The organism is Sphingomonas sp. HITSZ_GF (assembly GCF_029543155.1).
GTDB lineage: Bacteria > Pseudomonadota > Alphaproteobacteria > Sphingomonadales > Sphingomonadaceae > Sphingomonas.
The window spans coordinates 121,190-142,755 of the sequence record NZ_JARQXA010000007.1; the positions used below are offsets into that span (position 1 = coordinate 121,190).

A 21,566-nucleotide genomic window follows, 5' to 3' on the forward strand; every position below is an offset into this window, starting at 1 on the left:
TATCCGCGTGCGACGTCGTTTGAGGCACGATCACCCTCATCCTTCCCACTGCCTTCGGCAGTCGGCCCCTCCCTTCTCCCATCAAGGGAGAAGGGGAATGGGGAACGCTGGCCTTGAGCCCGGAACCCGGATCAGTTGGCCGGCTTCGGCTTCCAGTTGGCCGGGATGCCGGTGACGAGGACCATCGGGCGGCGGGCGGCGATATATTCGTCCTTGCTCACCTTGCCGTCGCCATTGGTGTCGAAGCGGGCGAGGAACATCCGGCCGCCCTGCTCCGCCCCCACGTCCTTGCGCGGGCCGTTGTTGACGCTGACCGAAGCGCGCGGCGCCTCGCTCGCCTCGAGATAGCCCGACTTGTCCTTGTCCATCGCCGCGAAGCTCTGCGCGAGATAGGCATTGGCCTGTTCGGGCGTGGCCGGCACGAAGGGGCCGTCATAGAGTTTGATCTTCTGCGTCTGGCCGGGTGCGGCCTGTTGCGCGGCCGGGCTGCCGCCGTGCAGGGCGAGGGCCAGCGCCGCCGCCGCGATGATGATGCTCATTGCAATGCCTCCAATCCACCACCGGCGCCTTCCACCGGTGCTGGAGGCGGGCTGGACCGGTTCGCGCCGGGCGGCGAGGTCCGGCGCATGGGGTACCAGCCCCTGGGACTCGGCCTGGACGAGCAGCCGGGCGGCCTGGAGCGAGGAGGAAAGGCCGAGCTTGGTGCGCGCCATCTTGAGCCGCTTCTCGACCGCATGGGGCGAGACGCCGAGCTCCAGCGCCATCTCCTTGGCGGTCTGGGGCAGCAGGCGGCGGCGCAGGCATTCCTTCTCATTGTCGGTCAGTCGGCCGATCGCCGCCTGCATTCGCTCATCCAGCACGCAAGAACACTCCCCGCCCCACAGCGCGCCACGCTAGGCCAAGTTCGAGTTTCGCCCAAGTCGGAGCGATTGGTACCCCATCCACATTGCACCCCTGCCGCCAGCCACTATGTTGGCGCGGCATAGGGGGAGCTGATTTCTTGAGCGTCGACACGATCATCGGTCCGGTTGCAGTGCTGCTGCTCGGCTATCTGCTGGGCTCGATTCCCTTCGGCCTGCTGCTGACCCGCTATTTCGGCGCCGGCGACCTGCGCCAGATCGGTTCGGGCAATATCGGCGCGACCAACGTGCTGCGCACCGGGCGCAAGGGGCTGGCCGCGGCGACGCTGCTGCTCGACCTGGCCAAGGGCGCGGCGGCGGTGCTGATCGCCGGCGCGATCGTGCCCGGCGGCGGCGTGCTGGGCGGCCTGGCAGCGTTCATCGGCCATTGCTACCCGGTGTGGCTGCGCTTCAACGGCGGCAAGGGCGTGGCGACGATGATGGGCGTGGTGCTGGCGCTGCACTGGCCCTCCGGCATCGTCTTCGCGGTCGTCTGGCTCGGGCTGCTGGCGCTGCTGCGCATCTCCTCGCTCGCCGGCATGAGCGCGGCGATCAGCGCGCCGGTGAGCGCCGCATTCTTCGGACGGATCGACCTGGTGCTGATGCTGCTCGCGCTCGCGATGATCGTGCTGTGGAAGCACCGCGCCAATATCGACCGGCTGCTGAACGGCACCGAGCCCCGCATCGGCGGGAAGAAGAGTGCCTGACACGCGCGAGGCACGGCTAAGGCTGCTGCGCTCCGCCAATATCGGCCCCGTCACCTATCGCCAATTGATCGCCCGCTTCGGCAGCGCCGAGGCGGCGCTCGATGCGCTTCCCATGCTCGCGGCGCGTGGCGGCGGGCGGGCACCGGTGATCGCCGATCCAGGCGCGGTGCGCCGCGAGATCGCCGCGGTGGAGAAGCTGGGCGCGCGCTACCTGTTCCTCGAGGATGCGGACTATCCGCCCCTGCTCGCGGAGCTCGAAAGCGCGCCACCAGCGCTGATCCTGCGCGGGCGGCTGGACTTGCTCGATCGCACGAGCGTGGCGATCGTCGGCGCGCGCAACGCATCGGCAGCGGCGTGCCGCTTCGCCCGGCAGATCGCGCTGGGACTGGGCGAGGCAGGCGTGACCGTGGTCTCCGGGCTGGCACGCGGGATCGACACCGCGGCGCATATCGGATCGATCGGCAGCGGCACGGTGGGGGTGATCGCCAGCGGGATCGACATCGCCTTCCCGCCGGAGAATGCCGAGCTGCAGGAGCGGGTGGCACGCGAAGGGCTGCTGCTCGCCGAGCAGCCGCCGGGCACCGAGCCGCTGGCGCGCTTCTTCCCGTCGCGCAACCGGATCATCGCCGGGCTGGCGCTCGGCACGGTGGTGGTCGAGGCGGCGCCGCGATCGGGCTCGCTGATCACCGCGCGCATCGCCGCCGAGGCCGGGCGCGACGTGATGGCGGTGCCGGGATCGCCGCTCGACCCGCGCGCGCAGGGCTGCAACCTGCTGATCCGCGAAGGCGCGACGCTGGTGCAGGGGGTGGACGACGTGCTGGAGATGATCCGGCCGATCGACCCGCGATCGGTGCGCGCGCCGGCGAGCGGCTGGCAGGGCCCGCCGCCCGAGGATGCGAGCGACGGCGACCGGCGGCTGGTGACCGGGCTGCTCGGCCCGGTGGCAGTGAGCGTGGACGAGCTGATCCGCCAGTCCGGGCTGGCACCGGCGGTGGTGCAGACGGTGCTGCTCGAGCTGGAGCTGGCCGGGCGGCTGGAGCGGCATGCCGGCGGGCGGGTGAGTCTGGCCGGGAGCGGAAGATGAGGCACATCAACCGGAACGACTGGCTCAATCTGGCAGGCGGCTTTCTCTTTATTTACGGCGTCATCGCCTTTTTCTGTGCGTTCGGCCTCGAAATCTGGTGGTCGAGTACCGCACCCAGCCTGGCCGACCCCGTGCGTGGACTTGTCGTTCCGCACCGGGAGCACGGGCTGCTCCGTTATTATTCCGCCTTTCAAAGTACGACCAGCGCCCTGCTCTTCATGACTTCCATCCCGCTCGCGCTGATCGGGATCATGCTCTCGCCGAAGCAGAATCTCCACCGCCGGGGCGGCAAGGTACGCTGGGACCACGACGATCCGCGCGGGCTGCATCGCGTCGGCCGCCGGGCAGGCGCGGTGGCGGCGCCGATCCTCCTCTTCGCGATTGGCCCGGCGCTGGTCCATGCGCTGAACGCGGCGGGCATCGTGATCCCCTTCTGATCGCTCCCGGGGCCCCCTAGCAAGTTTCGCCCCCGTTCCTACATGCCCGCCATATCCCCTCCCCAAGGAGCCCGAACATGGCCGACGCCCCCGATCCCGCGAACAACCAGCCCGCCGGCTATGTGCCTCCCAAGGTCTGGGTGTGGGAACAGGGCAATGGCGGCGCCTTCGCCAACATCAACCGGCCGGTCTCGGGCGCGACGCATGAGGCCGCGCTGCCGGTGGGCGAGCATCCGATCCAGCTTTATTCGCTCGGCACGCCCAACGGCCAGAAGGTGACGATCATGCTCGAGGAGCTGCTCGCCGCCGGCCATGCGGGCGCCGAATATGACGCATGGAAGATCAATATCGGCGAAGGCGCGCAGTTCGGCAGCGGGTTCGTCGAGATCAACCCCAACTCGAAGATCCCGGCGATGGTCGACCATTCGGTGTCGCCCAACGTGCCGGTGTTCGAGAGCGGCGCGATCCTGGTCTATCTCGCCGAGAAGTTCGGCGCCTTCCTGCCGACCGAGCCGGCGGCGCGGGCGCGGACGATGAGCTGGCTGATGTGGCAGATGGGGTCGGCGCCGTTTCTGGGGGGGGGATTCGGACACTTCTTCGCGTACGCGCCGTTCAAGATCGAATATGCGATCAACCGCTATGCGATGGAAGTGAAGCGCCAGCTGCACGTGCTCGACACGCATTTGGCGAAGAACCGCTACATGGCGGGCGACGACTACACGATCGCCGACATGGCGATCTGGCCCTGGTATGGCGGCGTTGCGCGCGGCGACGCCTATGCCGGCGCGGCCGAGTTCCTGAACGTCGGCGAATATGAACATTTCAACCGCTGGGCCGCCGAAGTGGGCGAGCGCGAGGCGGTGCAGCGCGGGCGGCTGGTCAATCGCGGTTCGGGCCCCGAAGACCAGCGCGTGCCCGAGCGGCATTCGGCGGCGGACATCGACGTCGTTCGGGCGAAGATGCTCGCCTAGCGCCCGACATACTCCACCCGCGCGGTGCCGCTGGCCCAGACGGGCAGATAGACTCCCTGCCCGGCTGCCTTCAGCGCGCCGTTGCGGACATCGGTGATGTCGGCACGGATGACGAAATCGCCAGCGCGCTTGCTGACGATGGCGCGCCGGACCTTGCCGAGCAGCTTGTCGAAATCCTTCGCGAAATTCTGCGTCAGCGATTCGGCCAGCGTCTCGGATATGGCGGGGCTCTGGACCAGCTTGACGAGCAGGTCGCCGCCGATCCCGTCGGTCTGGCCCGAGACGGCGAGATCGGCGAAGGCGACCTTTTGCGAGCCGGGCTGGTTGACCGGCCGCGCGGTGAGCCAGACCAGCCCGTGCGTCTCGGCGCCGCCGCTCTGCGGGCGGGCCGATATCGTCATGCCCACCGCGATCCGGCCGCCGACGGTGCCATAGCCGGTGACGTTCTCGAAATGCGCGAGCACCGGGCCGACGCCGGGCAGCTCGAACGGGCGCCGGGCACGCTTGTCGAGCGCCTTTTGCAGCACCGGCTCGAGCTGGGCGTAGTCGGCGATGACCGGGATGAAGAATTCGAGCTTCGAGCCGGCGGCGTCCCGGCCGAGCGGCGGCAGCGGCGTCGGCTTGGGGTCTTCAGGCCGCGGGCCGACAAAGGTCTCGGTCAATGCCGACAGGCCGAGGCTGAGGCGCAGGCGATTGCCCGACAGGCGATAGCCGCCATAGCTGAGCTTCTGCGGGGTGATCCGCATCCAGACCGGCGGATTCTCCTCGTTGAGCTGGAGCGAGGTGAAACTCTGCCGCCAGGCATCGGCGACGCGGGCACGCATGTTGAGCTTGGCGATCTCCTGCGGGAGCTTGCGCTCGAGATCGCGGACGACAGGCCTGAGCTTCTCGTCGGCCTTGTCGGTGAAGGTGATGCGCTTGCCGAGGAAATCGATCCCCGGCGCCGTCGTCCAGCTATAGGCGAGGCGCACGGTGGCGCGGGGCTGCCAGCCCTCGGTCATCGTCAGCCGGATGCGCGCCTGGACCATCGCCGAGCCGGTGGCGGTCTCGCCCTTCAAAAAGCCGCCGACATGGCGCGCGGCGATATTGGCGCGGATCGGCACGTCGGCGACGATCTCGTCGCCCTGGCCGTGCAGGCGGATGCCCCAGCGGGTGACGGTGCCGACCACCGTGCAGCCGAGATCGGGGGTGACCTTGAGCCTGGCCTTGAACAGCTTCAGGCGCTGGGCGGGGACGCATTTGTCGATCTGCTGGTTGATCGACCAGAGCGTGCGCGGCACGGCCTGTTCGAGCGCGCGGCTGAGCACCGAGACCTGGACGTCGAGCGGCACGTCGATCGCCGAGACCTGTTGCGGCACATCGATCGCATCACTGGCGCGCGGCGGCGCCTCTGCCTTGCCGTCGATCTGCGCGCGGAGCCAGAGGAGGCCCGCCGCGATGCCCGCCAGCAGGATCGCGAGGATGATCCCGACGACCCACAACACGCGATGCCGGCGGCGGGGCCGCGGCGGAGTCTCCTGGGATATCGTTTCCTCGGGCAATCTTCTGCTCCCCTTGGCGCTGGCGAAGTGATACCCGCGAACCGTCAGCAAGTTCCAGATCAACCGGGTTGACGGCCCCTATCGCCCCTCCCCACCTTACACGCGTACACGTGAGGACCGCTTACCCCCCATGCAGCTCGTCATCGTAGAATCGCCCGCCAAGGCGAAGACCATCGAGAAATATCTCGGCAAGGACTACCGCGTCCTCGCCTCCTACGGCCATGTCCGCGACCTGCCGGCGCGCGACGGCTCGGTCGATCCCGACCAGGGCTTCGCGATGGAATGGGAAGCCTATGCCGACAAGTCGAAGCAGCTGAAGGCGATCGCCGACGAGGCGAAGAAGGCCGACCGACTGATCCTGGCGACCGACCCTGATCGCGAGGGCGAGGCGATTTCCTGGCACGTGCAGGAAGTGCTCAAGAACAAGAAGGCGCTGCCCAAGGAAGTCGAGCGCGTCACCTTCAACGCGATCACCAAGCCGGCGATCCTGACCGCGATGGAGCATCCGCGCGAGCTCGACACCGACCTGATCGACGCATACCGGGCGCGCCGCGCGCTCGACTATCTGGTGGGCTTCACGCTGTCGCCAGTGCTGTGGCGCAAGCTGCCCGGCGCCAAGTCGGCGGGCCGCGTCCAGTCGGTCGCGCTGCGACTGATCGTCGAGCGCGAGCGCGAGATCGAAGGCTTCCGCCCGCAGGAATATTGGTCGGTCACCGCCGACATGGAGCAGGACGGCACGCCGTTCCAGGCGCGGCTGGTCAAGTACAAGGGCGACAAGCTCGACCGGCTGTCGATCGGCGACGGCAAGACTGCCGATGCCGCCAAGAAGGCCGTCGAGGAAGGCCGCTTCACCGTGGTCTCGGTCGAGACCAAGCCGGCGATGCGCAACCCGCCGCCGCCCTTCACCACTTCGACGCTGCAGCAGGAGGCCGCGCGCAAGCTGGGCTTCTCGGCCAGCCACACGATGCGGATCGCACAGGGCCTCTACGAGGACGGCGCGATCACCTATATGCGTACCGACGGCGTGCAGATGGATCCCGGCGCGATCCAGGAAGCCCGCAAGGCGGTGGCGACGCGCTATGACGGCTCGTACGTGCCCGACAAGCCGCGCGTCTATACCACCAAGGCGAAGAACGCCCAGGAAGCGCACGAGGCGATCCGCCCGACCGACTTCAGCAAGGACCGCGCCGGTTCGGGCGACCATGGCCGGCTCTACGAGCTGATCTGGAAGCGCGCGCTGGCCAGCCAGATGGCGTCGGCGCGGATGGAGCGCACCACGATCGACCTGGAAGAGGCGACCGGCCAGCACGGGCTGCGCGCCACCGGCCAGGTGGTGCTCTTCCCCGGCTATCTCGCGCTCTACGAGGAAGGCCGCGACGACAGCGAGGACGAAGATTCGCGCCGCCTGCCGCGGATGAGCGAAGGCGCGACTCCCGCCAAGAAGGGCGTCAACGCCGAGCAGCACTTCACCCAGCCGCCGCCACGCTTCTCCGAAGCCTCGCTGGTCAAGCGGCTGGAGGAGCTGGGGATCGGTCGTCCGTCGACCTATGCCTCGATCATCCAGGTGCTCAAGGACCGCGCATATGTCCGCGTCGAGAAGAACCGCTTCTTCGCCGAGGAGAGCGGCCGGCTGCTGACCGCGTTCCTCGAGCGCTTCTTCCAGAAATATGTCAGCTACGACTTCACCGCCGAGCTGGAAGAGGAGCTGGACGACGTCTCGGGCGGCCGCGCCCAGTGGCAGGCCGTGCTCGAGGCGTTCTGGAAGGACTTCAAGCCCAGAACAGCAGACGTGATGGAGCAGAAGCCGTCGGACATCACCGCGGCGCTCGACGAGTTCCTGGCGCCCTATCTGTTTCCCGAAAAGGCGGACGGCAGCGATCCGCGGCTGTGCCCGAATTGCGGCAACGGCCGGCTGGCGCTGCGCGGCGGCCGCTTCGGCGCGTTCATCGCCTGCTCCAACTATCCCGAGTGCAAATATACCCGCCGCTTCGCCCAGCCGGGCGGAGAGGAAGGCGCGGACAGCGGGCCCGAGGTGCTGGGCCAGGATCCGGACACCGGGCTCAACGTCGAGCGCAAGTCGGGCCGCTTCGGCCCGTACATCCAGCTTGGCGAGGGCAAGGAAGCGGCGCGCGCGTCGATCCCCAAGGACGTCGAGCTCGATCTCGAGCTGGCGCTCAAGCTGCTCAAGCTGCCGCGCGTGATCGGCGACCATCCCGAGACCGGCAAGCCGATCACTGCCTCGATCGGGCGCTATGGCCCCTATCTGGCGCATGACGGCAAATACGCGCGGCTGGGATCGACCATGGAAGTGTTCGAGACCGGCATGAACGCCGCAGTGGTCAAGCTGGCCGAGGCGGCGAACAATGCCGGGCGGCCGGCGCGCGGCGCCAGCCGCGAGCCGTTGAAAATCCTCGGCAAGCATCCGCGCACCGAGGCCGAGATCAAGCTGATGGACGGCCGCTACGGCGCCTATGTCACCGACGGCGAGACCAACGCGACGCTGCCCAAGTCGATCGACAAGGACCAGCTGACGCTCGAGGAAGCCGCCCAGCTGATCGACGCGCGCGCGGCGGCGGGGCCGGCCAAGGGCAAGGGCAAGAAGAAGGCGGCGGCAAAGAAGCCCGCGGCGAAGAAGCCCGCGGCGAAGAAGGCCACTGCCAAGAAGGCGAAGGAATAGCCGTCATCCCGGCGAAAGCCGGGATGACGCAAAGAGTCACGACGCTTTGCGCCAGCGCAATTGCGCGCCCTCCCCGACACGGCATAGCGTGGTGCCGAGGGAGGGCGTGGGCATCATGACTGACCAGCAAGCGGGCATGTGGACCTGCCCGATGCATCCGCAGATCCGCCGGCCCGGACCGGGCGCCTGCCCGATCTGCGGCATGGCGCTCGAGCCGGTGCAGCCGGCCGCCGAGGGCGACGCGCCCAATCCCGAGCTGACCGCGATGACCCGGCGCTTCTGGTTCAGCGCCGCGCTTGCCGTGCCGCTGATGATCGTGTCGATGGGGGCGGACCTGTTCGGCTGGCATCTGTTCCCGATGCACGCCGCGCCCTGGGTGCAGCTCGCGCTCGCCACACCGGTAGTGTTGTGGGGCGGCTGGCCCTTCTTTGCGCGCGGCGCAGCATCGATCGCGCATCGCAGCCTCAACATGTTCACCCTGATCGCGCTGGGCGTGGGCGCCGCCTATGGCTTCAGCCTGGTGGCGACGCTGTTCCCGGACCTCTTCCCGCCGGCGATGCGGACGATGGACGGGATGGTGCCGGTCTATTTCGAGGCGGCAGCCTGGATCGTCGCGCTGGTGCTGCTCGGCCAGGTGCTGGAACTACGCGCGCGATCGGCGACGGGCAGCGCGATCCGCGCGCTGCTGGGGTTGGCGCCGCGCACCGCGCGGATCGTGCGCGCAGACGGCGGCGAGGAGGATGTTGCGCTCGACCTGGTCCAGCCCGGCGACCTGTTGCGGGTGCGGCCGGGCGAGAAGGTGCCGGTGGACGGCGTGGTGGTGGAGGGGCGCTCCGCCGTCGATGAATCGATGATCAGCGGCGAGCCGGTGCCGGTGGAAAAGGCTGCGGGCGCCAAGCTGATCGGCGCGACGGTGAACGGCACCGGCAGCCTGTTGATGCGCGCCGAGCGGGTGAGCCAGGAGACGATGCTGGCGCAGATCGTCCATCTGGTTTCCGAGGCGCAGCGCTCGCGCGCGCCGATCCAGGCGCTGGCGGACAAGGTCTCGGGCTGGTTCGTGCCGGTGGTGATGCTGATCGCGCTCGCCGCCTTTGCCGGCTGGTCGATCTTCGGGCCGGCGCCCGGGGTGAGCCACGGGCTGGTCGCCGCGGTATCGGTGCTGATCATCGCCTGCCCCTGCGCGCTGGGACTGGCGACGCCGATGTCGATCATGACCGGCACCGGCCGCGGCGCCCGCGCCGGCGTGCTGGTGCGCAATGCCGAAGCGCTCGAGCTGATGGAGAAGATCGACACGTTGGTGGTCGACAAGACGGGCACGCTGACGCTGGGCAAGCCGGCACTGGTCGCCGTGCAGGCGGTCGGCGCGATCGGCGAGGACGCGTTGCTTGGGCTGGCGGCGAGCCTGGAGCGCGGCAGCGAGCATCCGCTCGCGGCGGCGATCGTGGCGGGTGCCGAGGCGCGCGGGGTGGCGATAGCCGAAGCGGAAGGCTTCGAATCGCATACCGGCAAGGGCGTTTCGGGCACGGTGGCGGGGCGGCGCGTGCTGCTCGGCAATGCCGCGCTGCTCGCCGAGGCGAGGATCGACGTGGCGCCGCTGCGGCCCGATGCCGATGCCCGGCGCGGCGAGGGCCAGGGCGTGATGTTCGCGGGGGTGGACGGCGCGCTGGCGGGGCTGGTCGCAGTCGCCGATCCGGTGAAGCCCGATGCGGCCGAGGCGATCGCGGCGCTGCGCGCGGACGGGGTGGAAGTGGTGATGCTCACCGGCGACGACCTGCGCACCGCCGAGGCAGTGGCGCGGGCGATCGGCGGGATCGCGCAGGTGCATGCCAATGTGCTGCCGTCGGACAAGCAGGCGCAGGTGGCCGCGCTCAAGGCGCAGGGCCGGCGGGTGGCGATGGCGGGAGACGGGATCAACGACGCCCCCGCGCTGGCGGCGGCGGACGTGGGGATCGCGATGGGCACGGGCACCGACGTGGCGATGGAAAGCGCCGCGGTGACGCTGGTGAAGGGCGATCTGGCGGGGATCGTGCGCGCCCGGCGGCTGAGCCGCGCGGTGATGCGCAATATCCGCGAGAACCTGTTCTTCTCGTTCGTGTTCAACGCGACCGGGGTGCCGATCGCGGCCGGCCTGCTCTACCCGTGGACGGGCCTGTTGCTCAGCCCTGTCCTGGCCGGTGCCGCAATGGCGGTCAGTTCGGTATCGGTGATCGGCAACGCGCTGCGCCTGCGCGGCGCGCGGCTGTGATCCCGGTCAGGCTGCGCGCACCTCGAAGCCGCGGAGCCAGGCACGGGCGGCCTTCTGCGCCTCGATGATTTCGCGTGCCGACATGTCCTCGGCGATTTCCGCGCGGCATTCCTGCGCACGGCTGTCCCCCGACACCGCGGCGATGTTGAACCATTTGTGCGCCTCGATCAGATCGATGCCGACGCCGTCGGCGCCGCTCGAATAGACCATGCCGAGATCGTAACACGCGTTGGCATCGCCGCGGGCCGCATCGCGCAGCCGGCTCTCGATAAGGAAACGCGCACTCTTCAGGCTGCTGCCCATGTCGCTTACCCCTGTTAACCACACCCTTTCGTGGTGGCTTGGGGTTTGGCACCTGAATTCGAAACAAATGGTTAACGCCGTTAACCGTAAATGTTCAGGTCCGTACTTACTCGGGTACGGCGATGTTATCGATCAGCCGGGTCGTGCCGATGCGCGCGGCGGCGAGCAGGCGGAGCGGCCGGCCGGGTTCGAGCGCGGCGACCGCTTCCAGCGTCTCGGCATCGGCGAGCGCGACATAGTCGATCTCGAAGCCGGCAGCGGTCAGCGTGTCGCGCGCCTGGGCGAGCGCCGCCTCGACTTCGCCGCCTTCGGAGATGGCCCGGGCGGCGGCACCGAGCGCGCGCGGCAGGGCGACCGCCTTGGCGCGATCCTCGGGCATCAGATAGGCGTTGCGCGACGAGAGGGCGAGGCCGTCGTCGTCGCGCTGGGTGAGGACCGACTGGATCTCGACCGGCAGGTTCAGGTCGGTGGTCATGCGGCGGATCACCGCGAGCTGCTGCCAGTCCTTCTCGCCGAAGAGCGCCACGTCCGGCTGAACCTGGTTGAACAGCTTGGCGACCACGGTGGCGACGCCGTCGAAATGGCCGGGGCGGTGCGCGCCTTCCAGAACCTCGCTCACGCCCGAGACCGAGACATTGGTGGCGAAACCCTCGGGATAGACCACCTCGACCGGCGGCATCCACAGCACGTCCACGCCGGCACCGGCGAGCATGCGCGAATCCGCAGCCTCCTTGCGCGGATATTTCGCCAGGTCCTCGTTCGCGCCGAACTGCTTCGGATTGACGAAGATCGAGACGACCACGCGCTGCGCCGAACGCTTGGCCGCTTCGACCAGCGCCATGTGCCCGTCATGCAGCGCCCCCATGGTGGGAACCAGGGCGATACGCTCGCCGGCCTGGCGCCAGGCGGAAATCGCCTCGCGAAGCGCTTCGAGCTGACGGACTGTTTGCACGCGTTAACACTTTCGATAAGACGGGAAGCGCGGCCTTCTATGGGGGGCAGGCCGTTCGATCAATACAAGGATGTTAGGACGTTGAGCGAAGGGTCGAAGCGACTGCACGTTCTGGTTTTCGCGAACGAGAAGGGCGGGACGGGCAAGTCCACCACCGCCGTCCACACGGCGATCGCGCTCGCCTCCAAGGGGGCGCGCGTCGCGTGCTTCGATCTCGACCATCGCCAGCGGACGATGGGGCGCTATCTCGACAACCGCACCGCGACGATGAAGCGGATGGGTCGCGAGCTGCCGATGCCGGTCTATGACACGCATGACGGCGAGAGCATGGCCTATTTCTCCGAGGCGCTCGACCGGCTGGGCCAGGATGCCGACTTCCTGGTGATCGACACGCCGGGCCGCGACGACAAGTTCGCGCGCATCGCCGTCACCAATGCCGACACGCTGGTCACGCCGATGAACGACAGCTTCGTCGACTTCGACCTGATCGGCCAGGTCGATCCGGACACGTTCAAGGTCGTCCGCCCCAGCTTCTATTCCGAGCTGATCTGGGAATCGCGCAAGCGCCGCGCCAAGGCGGATGGCGAGACGATCGACTGGGTGGTGCTGCGCAACCGCATGCAGCACATCGAGGCGCGCAACATGAAGCGCGTGTCGGAGGCGATCGACCAGCTTTCCAAGCGCGTCGGCTTCCGGGTGATCTCGGGCCTGTCCGAGCGCGTGATCTATCGCGAGCTGTTCCCGCAGGGGCTGACCATGCTCGACAGCCGCGAGTTCGGTGAGATGGGACTGGCGCATGTCGCCGCGCGGCAGGAGCTGCGCGAGATGATGGCCGGCCTGGCGCTCCCCGAAGTCACCATGCCGCTGTTCGCCTGATGATCTTCAAGCTGCTTGTCGCGGCGGCGATCCTCTACGCGCTCTATTCGCTCGTGCTGAAGCCGCGTTCCAAGGGGCCGCGCATGCCCGAGGACGAGGCCCGCGCGATCCTGGGCGTCGATGCCCAGGCCGATGCCGAGACGGTGCGCGCGGCACATCGCCGGCTCGTCGCCGCCGTACACCCCGACAAGGGCGGCTCGGCCGAGTTGACCCGGCGGATCAACGCGGCGCGCGACACGCTGTTGAAATAACCGGCGTCCAGATGGTGGGTGCGGATCGCACGACCATCGTTTCGCCATCGCATTGAACTTTCGCCCGCGCTCGGGAATTAGGCGGGCAGCATTTCCCCGGGAGGCATCATGACGCACCGTTTCGACCCCACCTCGCTGCGCGAGTACGACATTCGCGGAATCGTGGGAGAAACCCTTGGCCCCGACGACGCGCGCGCGATCGGCCGCGGCTTCGCGACGCTGCTGCGCCGCGCCGGCGGCACCCGCGTCGCCGTGGGCCGCGACGGCCGTCTCTCCTCGCCGATGCTGGAAGAAGCGCTGATCGAGGGCCTCACCGCTTCGGGCTGCTCGGTGGTGCGCACCGGCATGGGCCCGACGCCGATGCTATATTTCGCCGAGGCCACGCTGGAGGTGGATGGCGGCATCCAGATAACCGGCAGCCACAACCCCGGCCACTATAACGGCTTCAAGATGGTGTTTCAGCACACCAGCTTCTTTGGCGAGAAGATCCAGCTGCTCGGCAAGATGGCGGCGGAAGGCGACTGGGACGAAGGCGACGGCAGCGAGACGGTGACCGACGCCGATGTCGAGGACCTCTATGTCAGCCGGCTGTTCGCGGGATTTGCCGGCGGCGCCTATCGCGTCGGATGGGATACGGGCAATGGCGCCGCCGGCCCGGTGATCGAGAAGCTGGTGAAGCTGCTCCCTGGTGAGCACCACACGTTGTTCACCGATGTGGACGGCCACTTCCCCAATCATCATCCCGATCCTACCGAGGAGAAGAACCTCGCCGATCTGAAGAAGCTCGTCGCGGAGAAGCAGCTCGATTTCGGACTTGCCTTTGACGGCGACGGCGACCGCCTGGGCGCGATCGACGGGCTGGGCCGCGTGGTTTGGGGCGATCAGCTTCTGTCCATTCTGGCTGAACCTGTGCTGCGCGTGGAGCCGGGGGCTACGATCATCGCCGACGTGAAGGCATCGCAGATGCTGTTCGACCGAGTCGCCGAGCTGGGCGGCAAGCCGCTGATGTGGAAGACCGGGCACAGCCTGGTGAAGACCAAGATGAAGGAAACGCATGCGCCGCTCGCCGGTGAGATGAGCGGCCATATCTTCTTCGCCCAGGACTATTACGGCTTCGACGACGCGCAATATGCCGCGGTGCGGCTGATCCAGGCGATCCATGTGATCGGCAAGTCGTTGACCGAACTGAAGGACGCGATGCCCATGCTGGTCAACACGCCCGAGATGCGCTTCCAGGTGGACGAGAGCCGCAAGTTCGCGGTGGTCGACGAAGTGCTCGACCGGCTCGAGGCCGAGGGCGCCGACGTCAACCGCACCGACGGCGCGCGGGTGAACACTCCCGACGGCTGGTGGCTGCTGCGCGCCTCGAACACGCAGGACGTGCTCGTCGCCCGCGCCGAGGCCAAGGACCAGGCCGGGCTCGACCGGCTGCTCGCGCAGATCGACGACCAGCTCGCCAAGAGCGGGCTGGTACGCGGGGAACAAGCAGCGCACTGAGCCGTGCGCGGACAGGGAGGCTCCGCTAGGCAGCCTCCCCTACGCGCCGATGGCTATCTGCCGCCCTGGGGCGATGCCGGTGCCTGGCAGAGTGCGAGATAGGCCTCCACATCGGGCTTGCCGAGCTGGCTGCCCGGCGTGCGCGGCGGCATGGTCGTCGTCAGCGCCTGGCGCAATATCGTATTGCAATATCTGGCAAAGGCCGGCGAAAGCGCGGGCAGCCTGCCCCCCTCGCCATCCGGGCTGTGGCAGCTTGCACAATTGGCGGGCACCATGCCTTCCGGCGCGGCGGGCGCATTTTGGGGCCAATCCGCCAGGACCAGCGGCACATAGGGGCCAGGCGCAAAGGCGGGCAGACTGTTCTGCACCGCGCCCCAGGTCATGCCGGCACGCAGCACCGCCTTGGGGTGGACGATGTACGGATTGTCGCCGACATGGCAATCGGTGCAAATGCCGCCGGCACTGGCGATGAGATCCGCCCCGCCGGCCTGATACCAGCCATCGGAATTTATCGAGCGATCCGGATAGCCTATCGGGATCACCGTGCCGTTCTGGAAGGAGAACGAGCCCTTTTCCATCTGATTGTCCCAGAAGCAGGCCTTGGCGGTGGTCTTGCTGAAGCAGATCACGCCATCGAGATCGACGCGCGACGGAACGTCGGCCGCATAGCGGGGCAGCGCATAGCACATGCCCTGCGCGTTCTCGAAGCTGCGCAACTCGGCCGGCGTCTTCTCGATGAACTGGAGATCGGGCTCGATGAATCCCTGTGACTTCCACCCCGGCACCCCGGGCGACTCCATCCGGCCGATCGGCGGCGGGATAGGCACGCCGGCCGCCGCGCATTCGTCGACATAAGCCTTGCCGCCGTTCACCGTGCCCGCATCACCGGGCGCCAGCGCCAGACTCTTGAACGTCTTCGCCTTGTCCGTGACGGGCAACGCATCCACCCGCAGCAGCAATTCGGTGCTGATCGCTTCCTTGTTGGTGTTGAACAGCGCCTTCATGCCCTTGCCGACCAGCGTGCGCCGCATGCGATATTCGAGTGCGCGCAGCTTGCCGCGGGTCCTGCCATCGACACGGTCCGGCAGCAGGTTGTTCGCCATCCAGCTCAGCGCCGCCTGCTTGGCAAAGAGCCGCTCATAGCTGCTCAGTTCGAGCCCGCGCGTCAGCTTGCGCATAGTCGCATCGAATTCCGCCGACTTCTCGGCAGCCGGAATGATCCGTCGCTCGTACCAGCGCTCGGCGCGCTCGAGGAACTCCGGCGTCGGCGCGATCTCCTTTCCACTCGAATCGAAGAAGGCGCCATGCCCGACAAAGGCGATCGGCTCCTCCTCCTGCGACCAGGCCGTCGAATTGGAGAAGGCGCCGAGCACAAGCGCAACCCCGGCAACCGAGAGCACGCCGTAGTTGCGAAGCCATTTTGCGGTTGTCATGCACACCCCCATTTGCATGTTCGTGCATGTATAAATCGCCTTATCGCCAATTTACCATCGGAGATGGCGTCAGCCCGGTGCATTCCCGCCCGTTCCGTTTGCCTGGTACCCGGCAGGATATCGGCAGAGACTTTTGACTCGCATTTCCGCCCTCTGGCCCCCATTTGGGGGCCATGGCGTCATCCCCCCCGCCCATCATCCGAGTCATCGATCTGGAGACGACGGGCGACAAGCCGCCCGCGCATGCCGTGTGCGAGATCGGCTGGCAGGACGTGGCGCAGGGCAAGGACGGGCGCTGGGAGCTGTACGGCGAGGGCGGCAACCGGCTGGTCAATCCCGGGCGGCCGATCCCGCCGCTGACCATGGCCATCCACCATATCCGCGACGAGGACGTCGCCGATGCGCCCTGGTGGCACGACGTCGCCCGGCCGATCCTCGATCCCTGGCCGCGCCGACTGGCGCTGGCCGCGCATCGCGCGACCTTCGAAGAGCAATATTGCACTCCGGCGCTCACGCGCGGCGCCGACTGGATCTGCACCTGGAAATGCGCGCTGCGGCTGTGGCCGGACAGCGGCGGATTCTCGAACCAGTTCCTGCGCTATTTCCGCAAGCCCGCGGGACTGGTGCACGAGCGCGGCCTGCCCGCGCACCGCGCCTTTCCCGATGCCTATGTGACCGCGCACCATCTGCGCGACATGCTCAACGAAGCGAGCGTCGAGCAGCTGATCGAATGGTCGAAGCAGCCGGGGCTGCTGCCGCGCGTGCGCTTCGGCCCCGATCGCGGCAAGGAATGGAGCGAAGTCGACGACGATGCGCTCGCCGCCTTCATGAACGATCGCGACGAGGACATCCGCTTCACCGCGCAGACCGAGTTCGCGCGGCGGCGCGGCGGCGGCCCGGTCGGGCGCACCTCGCCGGCACAGAACAGCTTGTTCTAAGGTTCCCCGGCGAAGGCCGGGACCCAAGGCCATCCGCGACGCAGCAGAGAAACTAGGGGCCCCGGCGTTCGCCGGGGAACAAGGGCTGGTTGAACCTAGCGCTTCCCCGCGATCAGCCAGCGCACCCCTTCGAGGACGATGCCGTACACCAGGTGCGAGGCCGCGCCATAGGCATGCTGGGCAAGCGGCGTATCCTCCGGCCCCGGCGCCAAGCCGGCGGCGGGCACCGCGCCTTCATCGAGCAGCGCGCTGGTGGCAATGCCATAGGCGCTGCCGAAGCCAGTGCTCGCCTCGGGCTGATATTCGGTGATCACGCCGTAGATGCCGCCGAGCACAGCGCCGGTGATGTAGTGGACCGCCCGCCCTGCCTGTTCGCGATATGCGTCAGGCACCGGCGCATCGGTGAGCGCCTCGCTCGCCTTGTCGGCGGCCTTCACGGTGGCGGGATCCTCGTCCTTGCCGTCCTCGGGCAGCAGCTTGCCCGCCTGGTGCTGGAACGCCGCCATCGCAGCCGAGGCGACGAGCCCGGCGGCAACGCCGGCAAGAAGGCCGAGAAAGGGACGAGGCTTTGCCATTTCGGTCTCCGGGCAGGGATGGGCGATCCCCTCCCTGCCCGGCCCGCGGCATCACATCAATATCGGGGCATCAATATTGGATGCGCTCTGCCTTGAGATTGCGCTTGGCGAGATAGGCCTGGACGCTGTCGCTGCCGGCGAGATGGCCGGCGCCGACCGCGACGAACACGGTGCCCGGCTTGGCCAAGCGCGCGCTGATCCAGTCGGCCCAGCGGGCGTTACGCTCGGAAAGCACGATCTTGGCCAGTTCCGGCGTCTTGCGCATTTCCTCGTTGAGCGTGGCACCCAGCGCATCGGGGTCGCCTGCCGCCCATTGCACGACCATCTTGTCGAGCGTCGGGCCGGCATTCTTGTACTCGTCGATCGTGTTGACCAGGAACTTGATCTGGAGATCGGCGGGCAGGCCATCGAAATAGCCGAGCTGCTGCTCCGCGGTCTCGAGCCCGATCACTTCCTTGTTCGCGGCCTTGGCGGCTTCGGTGATCGTGCGCTCGGCGCCGCTGTTCGGATCATAGCCGAGCTTCTGGAGCGGCGCGATGCTGAGCGTCATCGCCGCGAACCAGGGCTCGAGCCGATCGAGCGCCGCGGCCGGAATGCCGACATCGGCGAGCGCGGCGGCATAGGGCGCGCGCTTGTCCGCGGGCAGCTTGTCGGTGAGCGTGGGATCGGTGGCGGGGGCGACCGCCGTCTTCATGATCAGGCCCTGCATCGTCGCCGTGTCCGGCTCGATCATCTCGAGCACCACGGTATCGCTCTTGTCGAACGCGGCCTTCACTGCCTCGTCGAACCAGCTCAGGCCCGGCTTCAGCACATGGACGGTGCCGAACAGATAGATGGTGGTGTCGGCATCCTTGACCACCCAGATCGCCGGATCGGCGTCCTTGGCGGCGGGCGCCGGGGCCGCCTGGGGCGCGGCCTGGGCATAGGCGACCGCCGGCAGCGCGGCGAGCGCAGTGAACCCCGCCAGCGCGGCGAGCAGCTTCTTCTTCAACATCGGGACACACTCCATTTGCACGGCCTTCACGGCCGGAGCTTCTTCCAGAAATAGGCTGCGGCCATGACGATCATGGTCGCGATGAACAGCGTCTCGTGCCGGGGCTCGGGCACCACCGCGCCCTTCCAGAGGAAATACCAATTGGCATAGACGATCAGGTAGAAATTGAGCGCGACCGTGCCGGCGACATAATTGTCGAGCCGCTCGACCTCGTCGACGCTGCGCAGGAAATACCAGGTGCCACCGCCGATCGCCGTCGTGACCACCAGCGCGATGCCGATCGCCAGCGCCGCGGGCAGCGCACCCTCGCTCTTCTCCATCACCACCAGCGCCGCGCCGATCATGCCGCCGAGCAGCATGAAGCCGGCCATCAGGCCCCAGAAACGGTTGCTGCGCGACTTCTCCGCGCGCTCGCCCGGACGATCAGTCATCCTCGCCTCCCGGCTCATCGGAAAATATCTCCTCGATGGGCATGGCGAACAGGCGCGCGACCTTGAAGGCGAGCGGCAGCGATGGATCGTGCTTGCCCGTCTCGATCGCATTCACTGCCTGGCGCGACACGCCGAGCCGGCCGCCAAGCTCCGCCTGGCTCCAGTCCCGTTCGGCGCGCAGCACTTTCAGGCGGTTTCGCACGGTGTTCGCATGTCCCCATGACCTGACTTTCTGTCAGGCACACCTTACATAGCGAGTCGCGCGAGATTGTCAACAAGACCTGACATATTGTCAGGACTAGCTGGCAGCGAGTTCCTTGAGCGGCACCGAGATGTCGGCAAGCGCGGCGGGATCGAGCGCGAGCCCCTCCACCACCAGCTTGCGGCCCTGGACATAGTCCTTGACCGCATTGACGCAGTCGAGCGCGATCACCCGGCCACCGCGCAGATAGAGCAGCGAGAAGCTGCGCGTGGTGGGATCGCCGCGCACCACCACCGCATCGTGCCCGGCGGACAGGCCGACGGTCTGCAGCTTGAGGTCGTACTGGTTCGACCAGAACCAGGGGACGGCGTCATAGCCGGCCTCGACGCCGCAGATCGTCTTGGCCGCGACGGTGGCCTGGTCGTTGGCGTTCTGGACCGATTCGAGCCGTATAGCGGCATCGGCGGCATAACCGTTCAAATGGAGCGCACAGTCGCCGATCGCGAACACGTCCGCCAGGCTGGTGCGGCACTGGTCGTCGACCAGCACGCCATTGCCGCCCGCGGCGCCGGCGGCGAGCAGCGGCTCGACCGCGGGGACGATGCCGATGCCGACGATCGCCATGTCGGCAGGAACGGTCTCGCCGCCCGCCAGGCGGATGCCGGTGACCCTTGTCTCGCCGAGAATCGCCTCGACCTGGACGCCGAGGCGGACATCGACGCCGTGCGCGCGGTGCTCGGCCTCGAAGAAGCGCGACAGCGGCTCGCCGGCGACGCGGGCGAGGACGCGGTCCTGCGCCTCGAGCACGGTCACCTGCTTGCCGAGCTTGGCTAGCACCGCGGCAGCCTCGAGCCCGATATAGCCGCCGCCGACCACGGCGACGCGGGCGACGCCGTCCAGCTCGGCGATCATCTGGTCGACATCGGCGCGGGTGCGCACCGTGTGGATGCCGGCAAGGTGATGGCCTTCGCAGGACAGGCGGCGCGGCTTGCCGCCGGTCGCCCAGACCAGCTTGCCGTACCCGATCGTCTCGCCATCGGCGGTGACGCTGTGCGCGACGGGATCGACCGCAGTGACGGTGCGGCCGGCCAGCATCGTCACCTGGCGCTCTTCCCAGAAGGCGGCATTGCGGATCAGCAGCCGCTCGAACACCTTCTCGCCCGACAGATATTCCTTGGAGAGCGGCGGGCGCTCATAGGGCAGCTCGGGCTCGTCGCCGAGCAGCGCGATCGTCCCTTCGAACTTGTTCTGGCGCAGCGCGATCGCCGCCTGGGCGCCGCCATGGCCGGCGCCGACGATCAGCACGTCGTAGCGGCTCATGCCTTCAGCCTTTCCGCGTGCCAGGCGATGTGCGCGCCAAGGAAGGTCGAGACGAAATAATAGCTGTGATCATAGCCCGGCTGGAGCCGCTGGGTGAGGCCGATACCGGCCTGCGCGCAGGCAGTGGCGAGCAGATCGGGGCGCAGCTCCTTCTCGAGGAAGGGGTCGTTGGTGCCGGTATCGACCAGGATTTCGGGCAGGCGCGCGCCGTCCTCGATCAGCGCGACGGCGTCATATTCGCGCCAGGCGGCCTCGTCGCGGCCGAGATAGCCCGCCAGTGCCTTCTGCCCCCAGGGCACCTGGCTGGGCGCAACGATCGGCGAGAAGGCGGAGACCGAGCGGAACCGCGCCGGATTGCGCAGGCCGATGGTAAGCGCGCCGTGGCCGCCCATCGAATGGCCGGTGATGCCCTGGCGCGCCAGGTCGGCGGGGAATTCGGCGCCGATCACGGCGGGCAATTCCTGCTCGATATAGGACCGCATGCGGAAATGGGCGGACCAGGGATCCTGCGTCGCATCGAGATAGAAGCCGGCGCCCTGGCCGAAATCATAGGCCTCGTCATCGGGCACCTGCGCGCCGCGCGGCGAGGTGTCTGGCGCCACGAAGATCACGCCATGCTCGGCGCAGGCGGCGCGATACTCGCCCTTCTCGGTGACGTTGGCATGGGTGCAGGTGAGCCCCGAGAGATACCAGAGCACCGGCAGCGTCGCGCCCGGTTCATGCTCGGGCACGAAGACCGAGAAGGTCATGTCGGTGCCGGTCGCGGTGGAGGCGTGGCGATAGACGCCCTGCACGCCGCCATGCGACTTGTTGGCCGAAAGCTGCTCGATCATGCCGGCACGCGCCACATGGCGCAAAGCTTGTTGCCGTCCGGATCGCGCAGATAGGCGAGGTACATCGCGCCGAGCGAGCCGGCCTCGCGCACGCCGGGTGGATCCTCGATCGCAGTGCCGCCATGGGCGAGGCCGGCGGCATGGAACGCGGCCGCCTGCTCGGCGGAGTCGCACTTGAAGCCGATCGTCGCGCCATTGGCGCAGGTCGCCGGCGCACCGTCGATCGGCTCGCTGATGCCGAAACTGCCGCCATCATGCCGATAGAACAGCCGCGTCTGGCCGGTAGCATTGACGTGCCGGAACGGCTCGCCTGCACCGAGCGTGCCCAGAACCGCGTCATAGAACGCCTTGGACCGCTCGATATCGTTGCTGCCGACCATCACATGGCTGAACATGGCGC

At 68.0% G+C, this 21,566-nt stretch carries 22 protein-coding genes; 10 read left to right on the forward strand and 12 right to left on the reverse strand.

All coding sequences use genetic code 11. From position 1 onward, the window contains the following. Positions 1–131: 131 nt before the first annotated feature. Complete coding sequence (locus P6144_RS18370) at positions 132–860, reverse strand: EF-hand domain-containing protein (protein ID WP_277769266.1); 729 nt, start codon at positions 858–860, stop codon at positions 132–134. A gap of 158 nt (positions 861–1,018) precedes the next feature. On the opposite strand from P6144_RS18370, the gene plsY reads away from it, so the two are divergent. The 4 genes from plsY (at position 1,019) to yghU (ending at position 4,098) form a co-directional block, all read left to right on the forward strand. Continuing rightward, on the forward strand, positions 1,019–1,606 hold the full coding sequence (gene plsY, locus P6144_RS18375) for a glycerol-3-phosphate 1-O-acyltransferase PlsY (protein WP_277769369.1): 588 nt from the start codon (positions 1,019–1,021) through the stop codon (positions 1,604–1,606). Continuing rightward, positions 1,599–2,690 carry a DNA-processing protein DprA gene (gene dprA / locus P6144_RS18380; RefSeq protein WP_277769267.1) on the forward strand — a complete coding sequence of 364 codons (1,092 nt, stop codon included), beginning with the start codon at positions 1,599–1,601 and terminating at the stop codon, positions 2,688–2,690. The genes plsY and dprA overlap by 8 nt, the downstream gene beginning before the upstream one ends. Then, positions 2,687–3,127 (forward strand): hypothetical protein, encoded by a 441-nt coding sequence (locus P6144_RS18385; protein WP_277769268.1) that lies wholly within the window; start codon positions 2,687–2,689, stop codon positions 3,125–3,127. Before dprA ends, P6144_RS18385 begins: the two co-directional genes overlap by 4 nt. Positions 3,128–3,204: 77 nt before the next feature. Then, positions 3,205–4,098 (forward strand): glutathione-dependent disulfide-bond oxidoreductase, encoded by an 894-nt coding sequence (yghU, locus tag P6144_RS18390; protein ID WP_277769269.1) that lies wholly within the window; start codon positions 3,205–3,207, stop codon positions 4,096–4,098. On the opposite strand, the gene P6144_RS18395 is transcribed toward yghU, so the two are convergent. After that, positions 4,095–5,582 carry a DUF4403 family protein gene (locus tag P6144_RS18395; protein ID WP_277769270.1) on the reverse strand — a complete coding sequence of 496 codons (1,488 nt, stop codon included), beginning with the start codon at positions 5,580–5,582 and terminating at the stop codon, positions 4,095–4,097. The two genes, yghU and P6144_RS18395, sit on opposite strands and share 4 nt — an antisense overlap. Before the next feature lie 187 nt (positions 5,583–5,769). Here P6144_RS18395 and topA point away from each other — a divergent pair, with 187 nt between their 5' ends. Both topA and P6144_RS18405 read left to right on the forward strand, forming a co-directional pair. Further along, entirely contained in the window at positions 5,770–8,316 is a 2,547-nt protein-coding gene (topA, locus tag P6144_RS18400) for a type I DNA topoisomerase (RefSeq protein ID WP_277769271.1), read from the forward strand. 115 nt (positions 8,317–8,431) lie between these two features. Beyond that, positions 8,432–10,561, forward strand: coding sequence for a copper-translocating P-type ATPase (locus P6144_RS18405; protein ID WP_277769272.1), 2,130 nt, complete (start codon positions 8,432–8,434; stop codon positions 10,559–10,561). Between the two features lie 6 nt (positions 10,562–10,567). Here P6144_RS18405 and P6144_RS18410 read toward each other — a convergent pair whose 3' ends face one another. Further along, entirely contained in the window at positions 10,568–10,864 is a 297-nt protein-coding gene (locus P6144_RS18410) for an SEL1-like repeat protein (RefSeq protein WP_277769273.1), read from the reverse strand. 106 nt (positions 10,865–10,970) lie between these two features. Further along, positions 10,971–11,816, reverse strand: coding sequence for a pantoate--beta-alanine ligase (gene panC, locus P6144_RS18415; RefSeq protein WP_277769274.1), 846 nt, complete (start codon positions 11,814–11,816; stop codon positions 10,971–10,973). 81 nt (positions 11,817–11,897) lie between these two features. Here panC and P6144_RS18420 point away from each other — a divergent pair, with 81 nt between their 5' ends. The 3 genes from P6144_RS18420 to P6144_RS18430 all read left to right on the forward strand — a co-directional run bounded on the left by P6144_RS18420 (position 11,898) and on the right by P6144_RS18430 (position 14,440). Continuing rightward, entirely contained in the window at positions 11,898–12,692 is a 795-nt protein-coding gene (locus tag P6144_RS18420) for a division plane positioning ATPase MipZ (RefSeq protein WP_277769275.1), read from the forward strand. Next, positions 12,692–12,943 (forward strand): DnaJ domain-containing protein, encoded by a 252-nt coding sequence (locus P6144_RS18425; protein WP_347275829.1) that lies wholly within the window; start codon positions 12,692–12,694, stop codon positions 12,941–12,943. The genes P6144_RS18420 and P6144_RS18425 overlap by 1 nt, the downstream gene beginning before the upstream one ends. Positions 12,944–13,051: 108 nt before the next feature. Beyond that, positions 13,052–14,440 (forward strand): phosphomannomutase/phosphoglucomutase, encoded by a 1,389-nt coding sequence (locus P6144_RS18430; protein WP_277769276.1) that lies wholly within the window; start codon positions 13,052–13,054, stop codon positions 14,438–14,440. A 53-nt stretch (positions 14,441–14,493) separates the two neighbouring features. Here P6144_RS18430 and P6144_RS18435 read toward each other — a convergent pair whose 3' ends face one another. After that, on the reverse strand, positions 14,494–15,873 hold the full coding sequence (locus P6144_RS18435) for a hypothetical protein (protein WP_277769277.1): 1,380 nt from the start codon (positions 15,871–15,873) through the stop codon (positions 14,494–14,496). Positions 15,874–16,046: 173 nt separating this feature from the next. On the opposite strand from P6144_RS18435, the gene P6144_RS18440 reads away from it, so the two are divergent. Further along, complete coding sequence (locus P6144_RS18440; RefSeq protein WP_277769278.1) at positions 16,047–16,811, forward strand: exonuclease domain-containing protein; 765 nt, start codon at positions 16,047–16,049, stop codon at positions 16,809–16,811. A 95-nt stretch (positions 16,812–16,906) separates the two neighbouring features. On the opposite strand, the gene P6144_RS18445 is transcribed toward P6144_RS18440, so the two are convergent. The 7 genes from P6144_RS18445 to P6144_RS18475 form a co-directional block, all read right to left on the reverse strand. Then, positions 16,907–17,386: a DUF1440 domain-containing protein gene (locus tag P6144_RS18445; RefSeq protein ID WP_277769279.1), complete on the reverse strand. Its 480-nt coding sequence runs from the start codon at positions 17,384–17,386 to the stop codon at positions 16,907–16,909. 70 nt (positions 17,387–17,456) lie between these two features. Continuing rightward, positions 17,457–18,380, reverse strand: a complete 924-nt coding sequence (locus tag P6144_RS18450) for a TraB/GumN family protein (RefSeq protein WP_277769280.1) — start codon at positions 18,378–18,380, stop codon at positions 17,457–17,459. A 26-nt stretch (positions 18,381–18,406) separates the two neighbouring features. Further along, positions 18,407–18,811, reverse strand: a complete 405-nt coding sequence (locus P6144_RS18455; RefSeq protein ID WP_277769281.1) for a hypothetical protein — start codon at positions 18,809–18,811, stop codon at positions 18,407–18,409. Next, the gene (locus P6144_RS18460) at positions 18,804–19,013 is read right to left on the reverse strand and encodes a helix-turn-helix transcriptional regulator (RefSeq protein WP_277769282.1); all 210 of its coding nucleotides are present in this window, start codon (positions 19,011–19,013) and stop codon (positions 18,804–18,806) included. Before P6144_RS18460 ends, P6144_RS18455 begins: the two co-directional genes overlap by 8 nt. A gap of 96 nt (positions 19,014–19,109) precedes the next feature. Next, positions 19,110–20,333, reverse strand: a complete 1,224-nt coding sequence (locus P6144_RS18465) for an FAD-dependent oxidoreductase (RefSeq protein ID WP_277769283.1) — start codon at positions 20,331–20,333, stop codon at positions 19,110–19,112. Continuing rightward, entirely contained in the window at positions 20,330–21,166 is an 837-nt protein-coding gene (gene fghA / locus P6144_RS18470; RefSeq protein WP_277769284.1) for an S-formylglutathione hydrolase, read from the reverse strand. The genes P6144_RS18465 and fghA overlap by 4 nt, the downstream gene beginning before the upstream one ends. Further along, positions 21,163–21,561 (reverse strand): VOC family protein, encoded by a 399-nt coding sequence (locus P6144_RS18475; protein WP_277769285.1) that lies wholly within the window; start codon positions 21,559–21,561, stop codon positions 21,163–21,165. The genes fghA and P6144_RS18475 overlap by 4 nt, the downstream gene beginning before the upstream one ends. Positions 21,562–21,566 lie beyond the last annotated feature (5 nt).

What these genes read in the sequence shown, in the direction of transcription:
- P6144_RS18450 (WP_277769280.1), bottom strand. Translation starts at nt 18,380, where the DNA reads ATGTTGAAGAAGAAGCTGCTCGCCGCGCTGGCGGGGTTCACTGCGCTC.
- P6144_RS18440 (WP_277769278.1), top strand. Translation starts at nt 16,047, where the DNA reads ATGGCGTCATCCCCCCCGCCCATCATCCGAGTCATCGATCTGGAGACG.
- P6144_RS18465 (WP_277769283.1), bottom strand. Translation starts at nt 20,333, where the DNA reads ATGAGCCGCTACGACGTGCTGATCGTCGGCGCCGGCCATGGCGGCGCC.
- P6144_RS18455 (WP_277769281.1), bottom strand. Translation starts at nt 18,811, where the DNA reads ATGACTGATCGTCCGGGCGAGCGCGCGGAGAAGTCGCGCAGCAACCGT.
- P6144_RS18405 (WP_277769272.1), top strand. Translation starts at nt 8,432, where the DNA reads ATGACTGACCAGCAAGCGGGCATGTGGACCTGCCCGATGCATCCGCAG.
- P6144_RS18425 (WP_347275829.1), top strand. Translation starts at nt 12,692, where the DNA reads ATGATCTTCAAGCTGCTTGTCGCGGCGGCGATCCTCTACGCGCTCTAT.
- P6144_RS18445 (WP_277769279.1), bottom strand. Translation starts at nt 17,386, where the DNA reads ATGGCAAAGCCTCGTCCCTTTCTCGGCCTTCTTGCCGGCGTTGCCGCC.
- P6144_RS18410 (WP_277769273.1), bottom strand. Translation starts at nt 10,864, where the DNA reads ATGGGCAGCAGCCTGAAGAGTGCGCGTTTCCTTATCGAGAGCCGGCTG.
- topA (WP_277769271.1), top strand. Translation starts at nt 5,770, where the DNA reads ATGCAGCTCGTCATCGTAGAATCGCCCGCCAAGGCGAAGACCATCGAG.
- fghA (WP_277769284.1), bottom strand. Translation starts at nt 21,166, where the DNA reads ATGATCGAGCAGCTTTCGGCCAACAAGTCGCATGGCGGCGTGCAGGGC.
- yghU (WP_277769269.1), top strand. Translation starts at nt 3,205, where the DNA reads ATGGCCGACGCCCCCGATCCCGCGAACAACCAGCCCGCCGGCTATGTG.
- P6144_RS18435 (WP_277769277.1), bottom strand. Translation starts at nt 15,873, where the DNA reads ATGACAACCGCAAAATGGCTTCGCAACTACGGCGTGCTCTCGGTTGCC.
- P6144_RS18430 (WP_277769276.1), top strand. Translation starts at nt 13,052, where the DNA reads ATGACGCACCGTTTCGACCCCACCTCGCTGCGCGAGTACGACATTCGC.
- P6144_RS18475 (WP_277769285.1), bottom strand. Translation starts at nt 21,561, where the DNA reads ATGTTCAGCCATGTGATGGTCGGCAGCAACGATATCGAGCGGTCCAAG.
- P6144_RS18385 (WP_277769268.1), top strand. Translation starts at nt 2,687, where the DNA reads ATGAGGCACATCAACCGGAACGACTGGCTCAATCTGGCAGGCGGCTTT.